The organism is Duganella sp. SG902, assembly GCF_013376005.1.
Taxonomy (GTDB): Bacteria; Pseudomonadota; Gammaproteobacteria; order Burkholderiales; family Burkholderiaceae_D; genus Rugamonas.
This window is the reverse complement of record NZ_JABMJK010000010.1, coordinates 37,690-56,867: the sequence shown is the minus strand read 5'-3', so window position 1 is coordinate 56,867 and position 19,178 is coordinate 37,690. Positions and strand designations below refer to the sequence as shown.

Genomic DNA, 19,178 nt, shown 5'->3' with positions numbered 1-19,178 from the left:
CTTATTCAGAGCGTGAGCATCAACACACCGCGCACGTTATCGCTGCGCAATTGTGAACTTCCCCGCTAGAATCGGGCTTCAATCCGATCACAGCGGGGTGTGGCATGGCGACGGTGGGCGACTTTGTACTCAAGCGGCTGGCGGCGTGGGGCGTCAAGCGTATCTACGGTTATCCGGGCGATGGCATCAATGGCGTGATCGGCGCGTTTGGCCATGGCGACACCGGCGTTCGATTCGTGCAGGCGCGCCATGAGGAACTGGCCGCCTTCATGGCGTGCGCGCACGCCAAGTTCAGCGGCGAGGTCGGCGTTTGCCTTGCCACCTCCGGCCCCGGCGCCATTCACCTGCTTAACGGTTTGTACGATGCCAAGATGGATCACCAACCGGTGGTCGCCATCGTCGGTCAGCAGAGCCGCATGGCGCTGGGCGGCGATTATCAGCAGGAAGTCGACTTGCTGTCGCTGTTCAAGGACGTGGCGCACGAGTTTGTGCAGATGGCCACCACACCGGAACAGGTACGCCACCTGATCGACCGTGCCATGCGCATCGCCATCGAGCGCCGCACCGTCACTTGCGTGATCCTGCCCAACGATTTGCAGGAAATGAAAGCGGTCGAAACGCCGCCGCGCGAGCACGGCACGGTCCACAGCGGCATCGGCTACACCGGCCATGCCGTGCTGCCGCGCCTCGAGGACCTGCAACGCGCGGCGGCCGTGCTCAACGCCGGCAAGAAGGTCGCCATCCTGGCCGGCGCCGGCGCGCTGCATGCCACCGACGCGCTGATCGCCGTCGCCGACAAGCTCGGCGCGGGTATCGCCAAGGCCCTGCTGGGCAAGGCCGCCGTGCCGGACGTCTTTCCTTACGTGACCGGCGCCATCGGCCTGCTCGGTACCAAGCCCAGCTGGGACTTGATGAACGAATGCGACACCTTGCTGATGGTCGGCTCGGCCTTCCCCTATTCCGAATTCCTGCCCAAGGAAGGTAAGGCGCGCGGCGTGCAGATCGACATCGATGCGCGCATGCTCAACCTGCGCTATCCGATGGAAGTCTGCCTTACGGGCGACAGCGCCGCCACGCTGGAGGCCCTGCTGCCGCTGCTGGAACAACAGACCGACCGCAGTTGGCGCGAACGCATCGAACACAACGTCGCCGACTGGTGGAAAGTGCTGGAAGCGCGCGCCATGAACGAGGCCAAGCCGCTCAATCCGCAGCGCGTGTTTTGGGAACTGTCGCCGCGCCTGCCGGACAACGTGATCCTCACCTGCGATTCCGGCTCCTGCGCCAGTTGGTACGCGCGCGATTTGAAAATCCGGCCCGGTATGAGCGCCTCCCTGTCCGGGGGGCTGGCCACCATGGGATCGGCCCTGCCCTACGCGCTGGCCGCGAAATCCGTGCACCCGGAGCGTCCGGTGGTCGCCATGCTGGGTGACGGCGCCATGCAGATGCTGGGCGTGAACGCGCTGATCACGCTGGCCCACCTGTGGCGCGAATGGAGCGATCCGCGCATGGTCATCATGGTGCTCAACAACGGCGACCTCAATATGGTGACGTGGGAGCAGCGCATCACCGAGGGCGACGCCAAGCTGAAGGCCTCGCAGGACCTGCCCGCCTTCCCCTACGCCGCCTATGCCGAGCTGCTTGGCCTGCGCGGCATCCGCGTCGATCATCCCGACCAGGTGGCCGAGGCCTGGGAACAGGCGCTGGCCTCGCCCGTGCCCACGCTGCTGGAGATGGTGACCGATCCGGACGTGCCGCCGCTGCCGCCCCACGTCTCGTCCAAGCAGGCGGTTCACTACCTGCGCGCCCTGCTGCGCGGCGATCCCGACGCCACCGGCATCGTCACCGCCACCATCAAGGAGGTGTGGGACGGCCTGCGCCCAGGCCGCTGATCCGTTCCGTTGTACAAATGCCGCAGGCGCCCGGGCGCGGCGCCTCCAGTGCTGACTCCCCACGTCATGCGTTTGGCTTCCCAAGCCAGTGCAAAATAGATAGTCACCGCGCGGTTTCGCTCTAAGATCGGTTCATTGCAGTTCTGACACCGTTTCTGAGAAACCTATGACTCCAGCATTGAATGTGCAAGCGGCACTCTCGGGCAAGCGCGTCCTGATCACCGGCAGCACCGGCTTCCTGGCCAAGGTGGTGCTGGAAAAGCTGATCCGCGGCGTACCCGATATCGGCCGCATCGTGCTGCTGATCCGCGCCGGCGCCAACGGCGCCGATGCACGCCAGCGCTTCGAACGCGACATCGCCACCTCGTCGATCTTCGACCGCCTGCGCGCCGAGCGTCCCGCTTTCCTGAGCGAGTTCTTCGCCGAGAAAATCGAGTGCGTGACGGGCGAGGTAACGGAGCCTGGCTTCGGCATGCCGATCACCGCCTTCAACGCGCTGGCGCGCCGCGTCGACCTGATCATCAACGCCGCCGCCAGCGTCAACTTCCGCGAGGCGCTGGACGAGGCGCTGGCCATCAACGCGATCAGCGTGCAAAACATCACCGAGCTCGCGCGCGCCGGCCATGCGCCGCTGATCCAGGTGTCGACCTGCTATGTCAACGGCTACAACCGTGGCGCCATGCATGAAGAAAACGTCGCCCCGGCACGCGCCGCGATTCCGCGCCACGCCGACGGCCATTATGATTTATACGGTTTACTCAAGCACCTGCAACATCGCATCGCCACGCTTCGCGCCGAAGTGCGCGAGCCGGAGGAGTTGGCGCGGCGCCTGACGGCCCTTGGCATCAGCGAGGCCAATTACCACGGCTGGAACGACACCTACACCTTCACCAAGTGGATGGGCGAGCAACTGGCCATGGCGGCCATGCGCGGCCGCTCGCTTACCATCGTGCGGCCTTCGATCATCGAGAGCACGCTGCAGGAGCCGGCTCCAGGCTGGATCGAGGGCGTGAAGGTGGCGGACGCGATCATCCTCGCCTACGCGCGCGGCAAGACCAACTTCTTCCCGGCCAAGCCGAAAGAGGTAGTGGACATCATTCCGGCCGACCTGGTGGCCAACAGCATTGTACTGGCCTCCGTTGAAGCGCTGCAGGCGCCGGCCGCCACCCGCATCTACCAAGTGTGCACTGGCTCCAGCAATCCGGTCACCCTGCGCCAGGTGATTGACCTGATACAGGGCGAATCCCAGCGCAACTGGCGTCAATACGACCGCCTGTTCTACAGCCAGCCGAAACACGACTTCCGTGTGGTCAGCCGCCCGCTGTTTCTGCTGATGCTGCGCGCCATGCGCGTCGGCGCGGGTGGCTGGAGCGCGCTGCGCAAGCTGCTCGGCGCGGGTGAATCGCCCAAACTGGAAGCGCTGCGCACCACGCAGCTGCTGGCGCTGACGTTTTCGTTCTACACCGCCCCGCGCTACGTGTTCCACAACGACCGCCTGCAAGCGCTGGCGCAACGCTTCAGCGGCGAGGACCGCGCACGCTACACCGTGGACGCCGGCGACATCGACTGGCGCGAGTACCTGTGCCGCATCCACATGGCGGGCCTGAACCGCTACGCCCTGCGCCCGCGCGTCGCCAAGCCGGTTGAAGAGGAAGTATCCGCGGCACCCATAACAATATAAACAAGCGAGACAGCACGAATGAGCAAAAGCCCGGCCGCACCTGCGGCAATGACGCGCCGCGACTATGCATGGCATCGCATGGACACCGGCATGAACCTCATGGTCATCAACAGCATCCTTTTGTTCGAAGGCCCGGTGGATATGGAGCGGCTGGTTTCCACCATCGCCCACCGCCTGCCCAACTATCCTCGCTTCACGCAGAAAGTGGTGTGCCTGCGCGGCCGGCCGCACTGGGTGGAGGACGAGCGGTTCGACATCAGGCGGCACATCGAGCTGGAACGCATGGAGCGCGACGTCAACCGGACCGAATTGCAGGAGCATCTGACGCGCCTCGCGCACCTGCCGCTGGAACGCGACCGCCCGATGTGGCACATGACGGTGCTGGACCGCGTCAACGGCGGCCACGCCATCGTGTTCCGCGTCCACCACTGCATCACCGACGGCCTGGGACTGGTGCACGTGCTGAATCACCTCACCGACGACAACGGCCTGCATGGCAAGACGCCCTCGCCGGTCGGCCACCCGCACCGCGCCATCGCCCACAACAAGGTGTGCTCGGCGGTGGTGCAAGGCCTGTCCTGGCTGAAGATAGCCTTCCACGTCACGCGCCTGTCCCTGCTCTGGCCCGATGCGCGCACCCAGTTCAAGGCGCCCATGGCCGGAGCCAAGCAGCTGGTCTGGCTGCCGCCGCTGGAGATGGATCGTGTGCGCGCCATGTCCAAGCGCATGGGCGTAACCTTGAACGATGTGTGGGTGGCCGCCGTCTCCGGCGCGCTGCGCCAATACTTGGGCGAGCGCGGACAGCGTCCCGATGGCCGCGCCCTGCGCGCCGCGGTCACCTTCAACCTGCGCGAGAAGGCCAACGCCTTCCAGCTCGGGAACGAGTTCGGACTGGTGGCGGTGGATCTGCCGACCAATGTCGATGATCCGACGCTGCGCCTGCGACAGTCCAGCGGCCGCATGACCGCCATCAAGCGCTCGCACCAGCCGCGCGCCACCATGGCCTTTCTGTCGATCGCGGGCTGCCTGCCGACCGCCTTCCAGCACTTCGCGCTCAACCTGTTCACTTCCAAGGGCTCGGTGGTGCTGACCAATATCGAGGGGCCGTCCAGCCGCCGCTACCTGGCCGGCTCGCGCCTGACGGACCTGATCTGCTGGGTGCCGCAGGCCGGCAAGCTGGGCGTCGGGCTGGCCTTCATCTCCTACGCCGGCCAGATCCAGCTGGCGCTGTTCGTGGACACCGACCTGGTGCCCGATCCGGACCGCCTGATGCGGCTGACCTACGACGCCTTCGAGGAACTGGAGCTGGCGACGCAAGGCGTGGAGGCGCCGCAACCGGCCGAGCCGGCGCTGCCGGGCGCCGTCATCACGGCGTCATAATCGTCGCGTAAGGTGCTCCCATTGCAAAATGAGGAGTACTGCGTGAACTTGAACGAGAGCGACCTGCTGGACCGCGTCCAGCGCGAGCTGACCGACAGCTACGACGAAGAACTGGAGATGGAGCTGGAGGACCGCGAGATCGACCCGGTCACACGCCAGGTGGTGGAGCGCGAGCGCAGCGCCGAAGCCAAGGAAGCACGCCGTCTCTACTTCCGCGAGTTGTTCCGCCTGCAGGCGGAGCTGGTCAAGCTGCAGGACTGGGTGGTCCACACCGGCCACAAGGTCGTGATCATCTTCGAGGGCCGCGATGCCGCCGGCAAGGGTGGCGTCATCAAACGCATCGTCCAGCGCCTGAATCCACGCGTCTGCCGCGTGGCCGCGCTGCCGGCGCCAAACAACCGTGAACGCACGCAGTGGTACTTCCAGCGCTACGTTTCGCACCTGCCGGCCGCGGGCGAAATCGTGCTGTTCGACCGCAGCTGGTACAACCGCGCCGGCGTCGAGCGCGTGATGGGCTTCTGCACCGACGAGCAGTACGAGGAATTCTTCCAGACCGTGCCCGAGTTCGAGCGCATGCTGGTCCGTTCCGGCATCCAGGTCATCAAATACTGGTTCTCGATTTCGGACGAAGAGCAGAATGCGCGCTTCCTCGGCCGCATCCACGACCCGCTCAAGCAGTGGAAACTCAGTCCGATGGATCTGGAGTCGCGCCGCCGCTGGGAGGAATACACCAAGGCCAAGGAAATCATGCTGGAGCGGACGCACATTCCCGAGGCGCCGTGGTGGGTGGTGCAAGGCGTGGACAAGAAAAAGGCGCGCCTGAACTGCATCCATCATCTGCTTGGTCAGATGCCGTACGAGGAGGTTGAACACCCCGCCATCCACCTGCCGGAGCGTGAATACCACGACGACTACGTGCGCCGTCCGGTGCCGGCGGAAATCATCGTGCCCGAGGTGTACTGAGTCCGGAGGGTATGCTAAAGTTGTTAAAACAACTAAGGAGCCGCCATGAGCCTGGGCACCGTCACCCCCATCCTGCGCATCTTCGACGAAGCGATGACGCTTGAGTTCTACGTCGACTTTTTGGGCTTCCAGGTCGACTGGCAGCATCGCTTCGAGGACAACTTCCCGCTGTACATGCAAGTATCCAAGGATGGCTGCCTGCTGCACCTGTCCGGCCACTTCGGCGACTGCTCGCCGGGCGCCGCCATCCGCATCGCCACCACCGACGTTGACGCCTACCAGGCCGAATTAATCGCCAAGGAATACAAGCACGCGCGCCCGGGCGTTGAAGACGCGCCTTGGGGCGGCCGCGAAATGTCGATCAAAGACCCCGCCGGCAACCGCCTGACCTTCTACAACCGCGAACCGGAAATCTCCGCCTGATTGTTTGATTATCAGTATGCCGTTTGCGTGTAAGGCCGCGACGTCGCGGCCTTGCCCCACTCCTTGTTCGGTTGACTGGCCATGGTGAATACCAACTCGCCGCCGGCCGTGATCTGGTCGTGGCGCAGGTAGGTTTGGGCCAGCGACTTGCCGTTCAGCGTGACGCCGGCAACGTAGATGTTCTCCTTGCTCAGGCCCTGCGCGCGGATGGTGAAGCGCTTGCCGTTCGGGAGATTCATCACGGCTTTGTCCAGGAACGGACGGCCGATCACGTATTCGTTGCTGCCCGGCGCCACCGGATAGAAGCCCAGCGCGGTGAAGGCCAGCCAGGCCGACATCTGGCCCAGATCATCGTTGCCCGATAAGCCGGCCGGCGTGGTGTTGTACTGTGATGCCACCACCTGCGTCAGGCGCTGTTGCGTTTTCCACGGCGCGCCCGCGTAGTTGTACAGGTAAGCCACATGGTGCGACGGCTCGTTGCCATGCGCGTAGTGGCCGATCAAGCCCGAGATGTCTTCCATGTGCGCGTAGACGTTGTCGTCCACCTTGGCATCGAACACCTGGTCGATCTTGTCCTGCAGGGCTTTGTCCCCGCCCAGCATCTTGATCAGGCCCGCGTTATCGTGCGGCATATACCACGAGTATTGCCACGCGCTGCCCTCGGTGTAGTCGCTGCCGAAGTTCGATTGCACCGGATTGAAAGGCTCGCGGAAGGTGCCGTCCGACTTCTTCGCGCGCAGGAAGCCGGTCTTCACGTCAAACGAGTTGCGATAGTTCTGCGCCCGCTTGTAGTAGCGCGCGGCGATGTCCTTCTTGCCCATCTTCTCCGCCATGCGCGCGATGGTCCAGTCGTCGAAAGCATATTCCACCGTTTTCGATGCCGCCTCCGGTTCGAGGTCGATCGGCACGTAGCCCAGTTTCATGTAGTGCTCCAAACCGCCGTACGGCCCATATTCCGCGCTGGAGGTCATGGCCTTCAGCGCTTCTTCCGCATCGAAGCCCTTCAGGCCTTTCATGTAGGCGTCCGCGATCACCGGCACCGCGTGATAGCCGATCATGCACCATGTCTCCAGTCCATGGAATGCCCATACCGGCAGGATGGCGTAAGGGCTGTTCTTCTGCGACTCGATCAGCGAGCGCACAAAGTCGACGTTGCGCTGCTCCGGCTGCACCAATGTCAGCAAGGGATGCAGCGCACGGTAGGTATCCCACAAGGAGAACGTGGAGTGATAACGGAAGCCGGTGGCCTGATGCACCTCGTTGTCCGGGCCGCGATAGCGTCCGTCGCGGTCCATGAACAGGCTGGGGGCCAGCATGCTGTGATAGAGCGCGGTGTAGACCATCTTGCGCATTTCCGGCGCGGCTTCGATCGCCACCGCGCCCAGCGCTTCGTTCCATGCGGCCGACGCCTTGGCGCGCTCCGCGTCGAAGTCCCACCCCGGCATCTCGGCCAGGTTGGCGATCGCGCCCTCCTCGCTGACGCCCGATATCGCCACCTTGATCTGCAGCTGACCGTCGGCAGGCACACCGAATTCCAGCGCGCCGACCAGTGCCTTCCCCTCGACGAGGATTTTGTCGGCCGGACCGGCAAAGCCCTTGTACTCGACGTCACGTTCCATATTGCGCAAAGTGCGCGCCGTCAGCGGATGCGAGAACTGGATCGCGAAGTACAACAGGCGGCCGGCGGCCCAGCCGCGCGTCTCGCGCATGCCGGTGATCAGCGTGTTGTCGCGCACGCGCAGACGCGACCAGAGATTCTTGGCGGCGTAATCGTAGATACTGGCACGCAGATCCAGCATCACCTTGGCCTCCGCGTCTTTGGCGTAACGATAGCGATGCAAACCAACGCGCTCGCTGGCGGTCAACTCCACGTTCACCTCGTTGTCCGACAGGCGCACCGCGTAATACCCCGGTTCCGCGCGCTCGTCCTTGTGGCTGAAACGCGAGCGATAGCCGCTGAACGGCCGCTCGGGATAACCCGGCTCCCACTTGGTCTCCGCGCTATAAGGCATCAACAGCACGTCGCCCAGGTCGGAGTGGCCGCTGCCGGAAAAATGGGTATGCGAGAAGCCGAGGATCGAATCGTCGTCGTAGCGATAGCCGGACGCCCAGGGATAACTCTGGCGGAACGGCCGCACTTGCGTGTCTGGGCTCAGCTGCACCATGCCGAACGGGCGCGTGGCGCCAGGGAAGGTGTGGCCATCGCCACCGGTGCCAATAAAGACATCCACCGCCGCTGCCGGCGTGGTCTGCGCGATGGAGATCGCCGGGAATGCCAGGGCCAGCGCCAGCGCGCCGCCCGCGAAAAGTTTAACCATTTGTCACCCGCTACGTAGACGATGCGACTTTATAGCGCGTGCGCGTGCGGTGGTCAAATCATCCACCGCATAAGGGCCTTTGTTTAGTAAATCCGCTAAACAGAAGGCTGGACCATGTAGTCCGCGATGACTTCATTGAGGCGCGCGGCCTTCCGGACATTACTCTTGTTGGACACCATCAGGGAGGTCACCAACGCTTCGATCACCGCCACCGTGGCCACGTAACTGCTCGGCAGCACGCCATGCGCGCTGCCCGCGTACAGCACGTGGTCCGACAGCGGCACCATCGGCGCCGACGGCGTATCGGTGATCGTCACCACGCACGCCTTGCTGTTGCGGGCGTAGTGCGCAAAGCGCATCACGTCGCTGGCATAGCGCGGGAAGGACATCGCCAGCAGTACGTCGCCACGGCCGATGTGCACCAGATGGCCGGCCGCGATTTCGTTACCGCCCGCCCCCGCCATATCCACCACGTGGTGGCAGAACGGCTGCAGATGCAAGGCCAGCATGGTCGAAAAACAGGAAGACATGCCCAGCCCCAGCACGTAGACGGTGCGGGCGCCGCTGATCCGGCGCGCCACCTGGTCCAGCACCAGTTGCGATTGGGCGTCATGGGCGGCGGCGAGATTGACCTTGGCCTGCTCCATGCTCGCCTCCCCGGAGGCCAGGGCGGCCTTGCGATGGGCGATCGAGGTGCGCAGTTTTTCCACCGGCTGCATGGCCATGTGCAGCGTCTCGGCCAGCGCGCTGCGCATGCCGGCGTAGTTGGGAAAGCCGATGTCGCGGGCGAAGCGGCTGATGGTGGCGGTGGACACCTGGCAGCCTTCGGCCATCTCCTCGATCTTGAGGGCGGCGCCGCGCATCGGGTTGCGGATCAGGTACTCCGCGATGCTGCGGTGGGAGGCGGAACCTTGGGCGCGGACGCCGCTAAGCACCCTGCCCAGCGCCGATTGTACAAACGCGACGTCCGCCGGAACCGATCTGCCTACTGTCATGCTGCACCAATGTTCTTAAAAAGGCGTAAGCATACGTACATTTCAGGCAACTGTGAACCTAGTATTTTCCCTTAACGGTACCAGGGACGGGTGATTTGCAACGGCCGCACGTCCAGCCGCAGGTTGAGAATGGTGTAGGCATCGGTGGTGGCCGACTCGTAACCGACGCTGCTGGCGTCGCGGGTCAGCTTGAATTCGAAGCCCAGTTCTTCGCGCGGTTCGCCCGGTGCGGCGGTGGCGATGCCGATCGCTTCGCTGCGGGCGTTGTTGATCAGTTTTTCCATCATCACCAGGATGGTGTTGTGGCCCAGCGCATCCGCCGAATACACCTGCTCATTCAGGAACGGGTTTGCCGGATCGAGCTTGCCGTTCACTTTGTCGGCCGATGGCGTGTACTGGCCGGTGATCAGGTTATAGCGGTCGCCGCGATCGAGATAGCTGATGCGCGCGTTGGTCAGGTTGAATTCCTTGATGTCGCCGTTGGTCCTGGCCTGCGTCAGGTCCAGCAGCAGCGCGCCCTGATAGCCGATGATCTCCACTTCGCGCTTGGCGTTGATGACCATGGCGGTGTTCTCGTCGATGCCGAGTCCCAGCTTGTAATTCTTCTTCAGCATGGCCGGCAGCATGCGGGCGAAGCGTCCGCGCGCCAGCAGGTGCTGGTCGACGAAGACGTCGGTGCCGACGAAGCCGAGGCCCGGCGCCAGTTCGCGCCCGTCGTTCACGCCGGCGGCCAGCGTGCCGATGACCGTTTTGGCCTCATAGTACATGGTGCTGCTCATGATGGCGGCGCCGGCGCTGCTGCCGCCAATCACGCCGCCCTTGTTGTAGACGTCCCAGATCGCCTGCAGCACGGCGGTACGGCTGCCGTCCGGGCGCACCAGCGCTTTCGTGATCAGGCCCTGGTCACCGCCGGCGAAATACACGCCGCCGGCTTCGCGGATGGAGCGCGCCAGCGCTTCATCTTCGGCGGCGACCTTGTAATCGGTGGTCTTGAGGCGCACGGCCACCGGCACCGCGAAGGCCGACGCCCCGAACTTGTTCAGCGTGGCGACCAAGTTGGCGCCGGAGCGTTCCGGATTGCCTGCGGCGCTGGGCATCACAGCGATGCGGGCGCCCTTGCCGCCCGCCAGTTGCACCAGCCGCTCCCAAATGATGGTGTTGTCGGGGCGGACCGCGCCGCCCGCGATCAGCAGATTGCCCTGCGGCGGCGTCTCGGCCGCGTTTGTCATCTGAACACACAGTGCCGCCAGCGCCACGCAAACAAAACGCACCGCTTTAACAAAACTCGTCATACGTTGATCCTTGTCCTGGGTAAGGCGCCGACTGCCGGAACTCATTCGCGGCGGCGCAACTGTTCCATGTAATTATAAATGGTGAAGCGCGACACGCGCAGCGCGGCGGCGGCGCGCTCCACGCCGCCCTTGACGATGAACAGGCCGCGCCGCTGCATCGCGCCCACGGCCTGTATCTTGTCCTCGCGCGTCAGGGACTCGGCGCTGCCGCCGGGGCCCACGGCCTCGCTGATGATCTCCTGCATCAGCGTGTCCATTTGCGGTTCGGCCGGCGCCGCCGCCGGCATGGGCGCCGGGGCCTGGGCCGCTCCCACCATGGGCTCCAGCATCCGCGACAACCAACCATGCGCCGCCTGGAAGCCCGACAGGTCCGCGTTCAGGCACAGGGTGGCGAACGGCTCGCCGCTGGCGTCGCGGAAGATGGCGGAGGCCGAACGCAGCTTGCGCCCGTCGGCGGTCACCGTCATGTAGTCCTCGACCAGGCTATGCACCGCACCGTCTTTTGACTTGATCCGCGTCGCCGCAGCGAAGCCCTTGTCGTTCTGCGGCCCCTCCAGCACCGAGCTGCCCACGCTGCGGCCAGAGATATGCCCATTGGCGATGGCGATCACCGAATTCTCAGGCTTGCTCACATCATGCAGCACCACTTCCAGATGCGGTCCGGCCATGGAGGCCAGCATCGGCACCACCGGCCGCAGGGCATTGATAACGGCCGCGCGCTCGGCGGCCAATGAAACTGCTTTCATCGCATTCCAACATTTTGTTGATCCATGCGTTTATTTTCCCATTTATTTAAACAAACTGTTTATAATTTTTCGACCAAGGAGACCGCCATGACACTCAAACATCTCACCGCTGTACTGGCCCTGTTCAGCTGCGCAGGCGCCGTCCATGCCGCCGACGCGGAGTACTACAACAAGGGCAATCCGCCGGGCCGGCCTTTCTCGCTGGCGGTGCGCGCCGGCGACATGGTGCTGCTGTCCGGCCAAATGGGCGCCGACGACAAAGGCCTCGTGCCGGGCGGCTTTGAAGCGCAGTCGCGCAAGGCCATGGACAACGTGGCCGACATCCTGAAAGGCATGGGCCTGGGCATGAACGACGTGGTCAAGTGCACGGTCATGCTGGCTGATATGTCCAAATGGGCGGACTTCAACAAGATCTACGCCGGCTATTTCAAGCCGGGCCGCCTGCCGGCGCGCAGCGCCATGGGCGTCAACGGCCTGGCGCTGGGCGGCGAGGTGGAAGTGGAATGCGTGGCTTACGCGCCGGCCAATAAATAACGGAGACCGCATGACCGACCGACGTACTTTCCTGCACAGCGCAGCCGCCGCCAGCCTGGCCTCGCTGGGCATACCCGCCACCGCCGCGCCGGCGCTGCGCGACAAGCGTCCGCTCATCATCGACGCGCTGGGCGGCATCGACAACATCAACCTGCCGGTTTCACGCCGTGAAAACGCCGACAGCGATTTCGGCATCGATGCGCGCGCGCTGGCGGACGCCAAGGCCTCCGGCCTTACCGCCTTCAATATGACCATCGGTTACGTGTTCGGAGATGGCGATCCGTATGAGAAAACCGTGGCCGAGGTGCAGGCATGGAACGCCTTCATCCAACGCAAACCGGCGGATTTGCTGCTGGTCCGCGGCGCCGCCGACATCCGGCGCGCGCACGCCGAAAAGCGCATCGGCGTGATTCTCGGCTTCCAGAACGCCGCCATGATGGGCAACGATGCGCGCCGGGTGGAAGTCTTCGCCAAGGGCGGCGTGCGTGTAATCCAGCTGACCTACAACGGGCCCAATCAACTCGGCGACGGCTCCATGGCCCCCGCCAACAAGGGCCTGACGCCATTCGGCCGCGAAGTGGTGGCGGAACTGAATCGCCACCGCATCCTGGTGGACCTGAGCCACAGCGGCGAGCAAATCTGCCTCGACGCCGCAGCCGCGTCGAAAGCACCGATCATCATCAGCCACACCGGCTGCCGCGCCATTGCCGACCTGCCGCGCAACAAGACCGACAAGGAACTGCGCCTCGTGGCGGACAAAGGCGGCTTCGTCGGCATCTACTTCATGCCTTTCCTGGCGGTCGGACGCCAGCCAATGGCGGCCGACCTGATTACCCACATCGAGCATGCCATCAATATCTGCGGCGAGGACCATGTCGGCATCGGCACCGACGGCACCGTGCCGCAGATCGACGATATGAAGATCTATATGAAAGGCCTGGAAGATGAGGTGCGCCAGCGCCGCGCCGCCGGCATCAGCGCGCCGGGCGAGCGCCCGGACATCGTGCCCTTCCTGCCGGACCTGATGGGCAGGGACAAATTCTGGAAATTGGCCGACCTGCTGGCCAAGCGCGGTCACAGCGCCAGCCGCATTGAAAAAATCCTCGGCACGAATTTCCTGCGCGTGGCCGATGGAGTATGGAGCTGAGATGATCCTGAAACATGCGGTAATCGCCATCGCCGCCCTGTGCGGCGCCGTCCACGCGGCCGAGGAAAAGCCCAAGGCCAACGTCCAGCAGGAACGTCTCGACAGGCTGAATGGCAAGGCACTTGGCCGCGTGATCTATCGCGGCGCCACGCTGATCGACGGTACCGCCGCCACGCCGCGCACCGACATGGCCATCATCGTCAAGGACGATCGCATCGAGGCCGTGCTGCCCGCCGCCCAACTGAGCGCGCGCCACACCGAAGGCGCGCGCATGGTGGACGTGGCCGGCCAGTACGTGCTGCCTGGCCTGATTGACTCGCACGTGCATTACGCCACCAATCCAGACCGGCCCTACGCCGAGGCGGAATTGAAGCGCAATATCTACGGTGGCGTCACCGGGGTGCGCGACATGGCCGGCGACGCGCGCGAACTAGCCGGCCTGTCGCGTGACGCGCTGTTGAACCGCATTCCGTCGCCGGATATTTTCTATGCCTCGCTGGTGGCCGGACCAAGCTTCTTCAAGGACCCGCGCACGGTGGTGGCAGCCCTCGGCGAACAACCTGGCAGCGTGCCATGGCTGTACGCAGTGGACGAGCAAACCAGCCTGCCGCTGGCGGTCGCCCAGGCGCGCGGCACGGGCGCCACCGGCATGAAAATCTACGCCAACCTGCCCGGCACACTGGTGCGCCGGCTGATAGCGGAAGCCCGGAGCCAGCACTTTCCGGTGTGGACGCACATGCAGGTCTATCCTGCCTCGCCTTACGACTCGCTGGGTGCGACCGCCGTCTCGCACGCCTGCATGATTGCGCGCCACGTGCGCGAAGCCGGCAAAACGTCCTACGGCCATGGCGGCGAGCCATCCTATGAGGGCCTGACGGCCGAGGATCCGGGCATTAAACAGTACATCGCCGCGCTGGCGAAGTCCGGCACCATCGTGGACGCCACGCTCAGCGTTTACAAATCCGACGGCCCGCACTGTCACATCGCGCTGGCCGGCGACATCACACGCGCCATGCACAAGGCGGGCGTCAAGATCATCGCCGGTACCGATACCGACAACACCGGCGACGATCCCTTCCCGGTGGTGGACCACGAGCTGGAGAAACTGGTCAGGTACGCCGGCTTCACGCCGCAGGAAGCCATCATCGCCGCCACCGCCAACGCCGCCGAGGCGCTGGGCAAGCAGAAGGAATTCGGCACGCTGGAAGCGGGCAAGTACGCCAACATGGTCTTCCTCAAACAGGATCCACTGAAGGACATCGGCAACGTGCGCTCTGTTGTATTGACCGTCAAGCGCGGCCACGAGTTTGCGCGCGCCGACTACAAGTTCACGCCTTTGCCTGTGCACGAAGACTGAGTTATGCGAGAATCAACTTTTAATCTCGCATAGGTAAGCAGATGAGTGAACTCAAGCGCGGCCTGAAAAGCCGGCATATTCAGTTAATCGCGCTGGGCGGCGCCATCGGCACCGGTCTGTTCCTCGGTATCGCGCAAACCATCCAGATGGCCGGCCCGTCGGTGCTGCTGGGTTACGGCGTGGCCGGCCTGATCGCCTTCTTCATCATGCGCCAGCTGGGCGAGATGGTGGTCGACGAGCCGGTGGCCGGCTCCTTCAGCTATTTCGCCGACAAGTACTGCGGCCACTGGGCTGGCTTCATGGCGGGCTGGAACTACTGGGTGCTGTATGTGCTGGTCAGCATGGCCGAGCTGTCGGCGGTCGGCATCTACGTCCAGTACTGGTGGCCCGGCGTGCCGACCTGGATGTCGGCGCTGGCCTTCTTCGTCATCATCAACGCCATCAGCCTGTTCAACGTCAAGGCCTTCGGCGAGATGGAATTCTGGTTCGCCATCATCAAGGTGCTGGCGATTGTCGGCATGATCGGCTTTGGCGCCTGGTTGCTGATCTCCGGCGACGCCGGGCCACAAGCCACCGTCGCCAACCTGTGGCAGCACGGCGGCTTCTTCCCGAATGGCGTGAATGGCCTGGTCATGGCCATGGCGGTCATCATGTTCTCGTTCGGCGGGCTGGAACTGATCGGCATCACCGCCGCCGAAGCGGACAACCCATCGCACACCATCCCCAAGGCCACCAACCAGGCCATTTACCGCATCCTGATCTTTTACATCGGCGCGTTGGGCATCCTGCTGTCGCTCTATCCGTGGCGGAAAGTGGTCACCAGCGGCAGCCCGTTCGTGCTGATCTTCCACGCCCTGAACAGCAACATGGTCGCACATGCGCTGAACGTGGTGGTACTGACGGCGGCGCTGTCTGTGTACAACAGCGGCGTGTATTCGAATACCCGCATGTTGTACGGTCTGGCCAGGCAAGGCAACGCGCCGAAGGCGCTACTGAAAGTCAACGCGCGCGGCGTGCCGCTGACGGCGCTGGGCGTGTCGGCGCTGGCCACCGGCGTCTGCGTGGCGGTCAACTACTTCATGCCGGCCAAGGCTTTCGGCTTCCTCATGGGCCTCGTGGTGTCGGCCCTGATCATCAACTGGGGCTTGATCAGCTGGATACACCTGCGCTTCCGCGCTCGCAAGAAGGCGGCCGGCCAGGTAACGCAGTTCCAGAGCCTGGGCTACCCGCTCACCAACTATCTGTGCCTGGCCTTCCTGGCCGGGATCCTGGCGGTGATGTACCTGACACCGGATTTGCAACTGTCGGTATATCTGATACCGGTTTGGCTGGGGGTGCTGGCCTTGGGCTACAAGCTGGGAGTTAAACAAGCTTAATCGCTTGATATCGTTTTCAAGCTAGAATCCCGGATGCTCCGGCGCGTGCCGGCCTTCCGGGATCCATCATGCCATCTCGCCTCCTGTTGCTGCTTGCCTTGCTGCCCAGCGCCGCGCAGGCGCTCAATCCACTCACGCCGCTCCCCGACTACAACCGCGCCAGCTGGACCACCCGCGACGGCGCGCCGCCCGAAATCCACAGCATGGCGCAGACGCGCGACGGCTGGCTGTGGGTCACTGGTCCCAGCGGCCTGTATCGCTTCGACGGTGTGCGCTTCGAGAAGCAGCGCCTGCCCGGCAGCGAGCGCAATGAACGCCGCCGCGCCACGCTCGTGCGCGCGCATCCCAACGGCGACTTGTACATTTCCTTCTCGCTGGGCGGCGGCCTGTCGATCCTGCATCCTGACGGACGGCTGGAGGACGTTATCCCGGTCGGCAAAATGCCGCCTTCGTCGCAATTGGCGTTCGACGACAACGGCGATATCTGGTGCGTGACCAGCAATGGCCTGTTCCGCGTCCATCAGCGGCAGGCGTCGCCGGTGTCCGTGGCCGGGGCGCCGCCGCGCGAGATCACCGACGTGCGCATCGACCGCCACGGCCGGCTGTGGGTGGCCAGCGTGACCGCCGCCTATCTGTATGACCGTACCCGCGCCGAATTCAACGCGGTGCGCAGCCTGTCCTTGCCTTCCTCCCTGATCGAGTCGCCCGATGGCCGCATCTGGACCGCCAACCAGCGGCGGATACAGGCGCTTCCGGCGCCCGAAGGCGCGGCGGCCGGCGCAGGCAAGCCGAATATCGTCAACTCGCCCGGCTTCGGCTCCGAATGGGTGGCCCGTTTCGACCGCGATGGCAACCTGTGGCGGCTCAAGTGCCCGACCGATTTGTGCGTGACGCCGGCGCACGTGGTCGCGGCCACCGACACCATCGATGTGCCGCAGCCCGCGCCTGACCAGGCGCCACTTCAGCGCACTCCCTGGAACACGGCCGGCAATAGCCTGATCGAGGACCGCGAGCACAATATCTGGGTGGCGACGCTGGAAGGCATCGACCGCTACCGCGACAACCGCCTGCAGCGCCAGCGCATCCCCCAGGCGACCAGCCCCGCGAGCTTCATCATGGTTACCGACGCGGACGGCCAGGTGTGGGCAGCCCATCCCGCCGCCAACACCGTGTGGCGCCTCAAGCACGGCGCCGAGCCGCAGCGTGAACCGATGAACGCGCAACTGGTGAGCAAGGATTTCAGCGGCGCGCTGCTGCTGGCCAACGGGCGCGAGATCGAACGCCGCGCCGGAGGCAAGGTGGAAAAAATCGCGCTGCCCTCGCTGCCAGGGCCGGACGGCAAACCCAAGGACCTGTTTGTGCTGGGTGTGACGGATGACGGCAAGCGTCTCTGGCTGGTCACCGCGCAAACCGGCCTGATAGGACGGCGTGGCGACGGCCCCTGGCTGCCGCGCGACAAATTCCCGCTGCCGCCCAACATCCTGCTGGGAGTGCCCGGCACAAAGGCAGGCCATCTTTGGCTCGCCTGCGGCGACGGCACCATCGTGCTGCTCGATGAGAACGAAAAGCAGACGCCCTATCCGGCGCCCATGATCGGCCTGGCCACCGGCATCTACACCGGCGAGGACATCGTCGCCAGCGGCGACCTTGGGCTGGCGGTCTTCGTCAACGGCGGCTTCCGCCAGCTATTGAGCGCCGATCCCGAAGTCCTGCAAGACGTTTCCGGGCTGGCCGTCACCCCGGATGGCGACCGTTGGCTGAACGGCGGCAAGGGACTGGTCCACGTGCGCCGCGACGACTGGAAAGCCAGCGTCGCCAACCCAGAACTGCCGCTGCGCTACCAGCTGTTCGGTCAGCGCGACGGTTACGTGGGCAAGGCCTCGCTGATCAACCGTCACGCCAGCGCGAAGCTGGACAAGGACGGCCAGCTTTGGCTGGCCAGCACCGGCGGCATCCTGCGCTTCGACACGCGCGCCATTCCGCGCAATCCGGCGGCGCCGGTGCCCCACGTGCACGGCCTGCATGCCGGCGCCGCCACTTACGAGCCGGAACCGGCGCTGATGCTGCCGCCCGGATCGAAAAACCTCAACATCAGCTACACCGCCGCCAGTCTGCGCCAACCGGAAGCAGTGCGCTTCCAGTACCGGCTGGAAGGCGCCGACAGCGATTGGCAAGACGCCGGCCCGCGCCGTGCCGCCTACTACACCAATATGACGCCGGGCGTCTACCGCTTCCACGTGCGCGCGGCCAATGAGGACGGCTTGTGGAGCGAGCAGCCAGCCAGCGTCGAATTCGAGATTCCCGCCACCTTCGTGCAAACGCTGTGGTTCAAGGCCGCCTGCGTGCTGGCCGCCGCCGCCGCGCTGTATGCGCTCTACCTGTACCGCCTGCGCGTGGTGACGGCAAGACTGGAGGAGCGCATGGAAGTGCGCATCGCCGAACGCGAACGCATCGCGCGCACGCTGCACGATACCTTCCTGCAGACCGTGCAGGGGGTGGTGTTGCGCCTGGACGCCGCTGTCGATGAACTGCCGGACGACAGCGCGGCCCGCAAAAAACTGGCCTCGGTCCTGCACAGCGCGCGTAGCAGCATCAGCGAGGGCCGCGCCCAGGTGCAGGAGTTGCGCTCGTCCGGCGCCGATGAGGTGGAGTGCCGCCTGCGCGACGTCGCCACCCTGCTGGCCGCCAGCTACCCCGGTGTGCGTTTCACGCTCGACATCGGCGGCACGCGCCGCGCACTGCGAGCCGCGGTGGTGGACGACATCAGCGAAATCGGCCGCGAAGCGATACGCAACGCCTACCAGCATGCGCAGGCCTGCGCCATCGAAGTCCGTCTGGATTACGAGGCGGAACGCTTCACGCTGCGGGTGGCCGACGATGGTCGAGGCATGTCGCCCTCGCCCGCCGACGGCCACTGGGGCCTGGTCGGCATGCGCGAGCGGGCGGCGCGCATGGGCGCCTCCCTGGAGATCAACAGTCTGCAGGATCAGGGCTGTGCCATTACAATGACGCTTTCGGCCCGCCGGGCCTACGCAATGCCGCACGCGCCCTGGTGGCGCCGACTGTTTGGAAATTAA

General features: G+C 64.7%; 14 protein-coding genes. 10 read left to right on the top strand and 4 right to left on the bottom strand.

What is annotated here, in order from left to right; translation table 11 throughout:
- Positions 1-104 precede the first annotated feature (104 nt).
- From FHW83_RS20370 to FHW83_RS20350, 5 genes are all read left to right on the top strand, one after another.
- Positions 105-1,889: a thiamine pyrophosphate-requiring protein gene (locus FHW83_RS20370; RefSeq protein ID WP_176648183.1), complete on the top strand. Its 1,785-nt coding sequence runs from the start codon at positions 105-107 to the stop codon at positions 1,887-1,889.
- A 166-nt stretch (positions 1,890-2,055) separates the two neighbouring features.
- Positions 2,056-3,570, top strand: coding sequence for a fatty acyl-CoA reductase (locus FHW83_RS20365; RefSeq protein ID WP_176648182.1), 1,515 nt, complete (start codon positions 2,056-2,058; stop codon positions 3,568-3,570).
- Positions 3,571-3,588: 18 nt separating this feature from the next.
- Positions 3,589-4,950: a wax ester/triacylglycerol synthase family O-acyltransferase gene (locus FHW83_RS20360; protein ID WP_176648181.1), complete on the top strand. Its 1,362-nt coding sequence runs from the start codon at positions 3,589-3,591 to the stop codon at positions 4,948-4,950.
- Positions 4,951-5,067: 117 nt separating this feature from the next.
- Positions 5,068-5,913 carry a polyphosphate kinase 2 gene (ppk2, locus tag FHW83_RS20355; RefSeq protein WP_373997245.1) on the top strand — a complete coding sequence of 282 codons (846 nt, stop codon included), beginning with the start codon at positions 5,068-5,070 and terminating at the stop codon, positions 5,911-5,913.
- A 45-nt stretch (positions 5,914-5,958) separates the two neighbouring features.
- Entirely contained in the window at positions 5,959-6,336 is a 378-nt protein-coding gene (locus FHW83_RS20350) for a glyoxalase superfamily protein (protein WP_176648180.1), read from the top strand.
- Between the two features lie 11 nt (positions 6,337-6,347).
- Here FHW83_RS20350 and FHW83_RS20345 read toward each other — a convergent pair whose 3' ends face one another.
- From FHW83_RS20345 to FHW83_RS20330, 4 genes are all read right to left on the bottom strand, one after another.
- A complete protein-coding gene (locus FHW83_RS20345; protein WP_176648179.1) occupies positions 6,348-8,654 on the bottom strand; it encodes a GH92 family glycosyl hydrolase in 2,307 nt (768 codons plus the stop codon).
- 95 nt (positions 8,655-8,749) lie between these two features.
- Entirely contained in the window at positions 8,750-9,649 is a 900-nt protein-coding gene (locus FHW83_RS20340; RefSeq protein ID WP_176648178.1) for a MurR/RpiR family transcriptional regulator, read from the bottom strand.
- Between the two features lie 71 nt (positions 9,650-9,720).
- The gene (locus tag FHW83_RS20335) at positions 9,721-10,941 is read right to left on the bottom strand and encodes a cyanophycinase (protein ID WP_176648177.1); all 1,221 of its coding nucleotides are present in this window, start codon (positions 10,939-10,941) and stop codon (positions 9,721-9,723) included.
- Between the two features lie 41 nt (positions 10,942-10,982).
- Positions 10,983-11,687 carry a transcriptional regulator gene (locus tag FHW83_RS20330; protein WP_176648176.1) on the bottom strand — a complete coding sequence of 235 codons (705 nt, stop codon included), beginning with the start codon at positions 11,685-11,687 and terminating at the stop codon, positions 10,983-10,985.
- An 87-nt stretch (positions 11,688-11,774) separates the two neighbouring features.
- On the opposite strand from FHW83_RS20330, the gene FHW83_RS20325 reads away from it, so the two are divergent.
- The 5 genes from FHW83_RS20325 to FHW83_RS20305 all read left to right on the top strand — a co-directional run bounded on the left by FHW83_RS20325 (position 11,775) and on the right by FHW83_RS20305 (position 19,178).
- Complete coding sequence (locus FHW83_RS20325) at positions 11,775-12,221, top strand: RidA family protein (protein WP_176648175.1); 447 nt, start codon at positions 11,775-11,777, stop codon at positions 12,219-12,221.
- Positions 12,222-12,231: 10 nt separating this feature from the next.
- On the top strand, positions 12,232-13,368 hold the full coding sequence (locus FHW83_RS20320) for a dipeptidase (RefSeq protein ID WP_176648174.1): 1,137 nt from the start codon (positions 12,232-12,234) through the stop codon (positions 13,366-13,368).
- Between the two features lies 1 nt (position 13,369).
- A complete protein-coding gene (locus tag FHW83_RS20315) occupies positions 13,370-14,725 on the top strand; it encodes an amidohydrolase family protein (protein WP_176648173.1) in 1,356 nt (451 codons plus the stop codon).
- A gap of 41 nt (positions 14,726-14,766) precedes the next feature.
- The gene (locus tag FHW83_RS20310) at positions 14,767-16,101 is read left to right on the top strand and encodes an amino acid permease (RefSeq protein ID WP_176648172.1); all 1,335 of its coding nucleotides are present in this window, start codon (positions 14,767-14,769) and stop codon (positions 16,099-16,101) included.
- 68 nt (positions 16,102-16,169) lie between these two features.
- Entirely contained in the window at positions 16,170-19,178 is a 3,009-nt protein-coding gene (locus tag FHW83_RS20305; RefSeq protein ID WP_176648171.1) for a sensor histidine kinase, read from the top strand.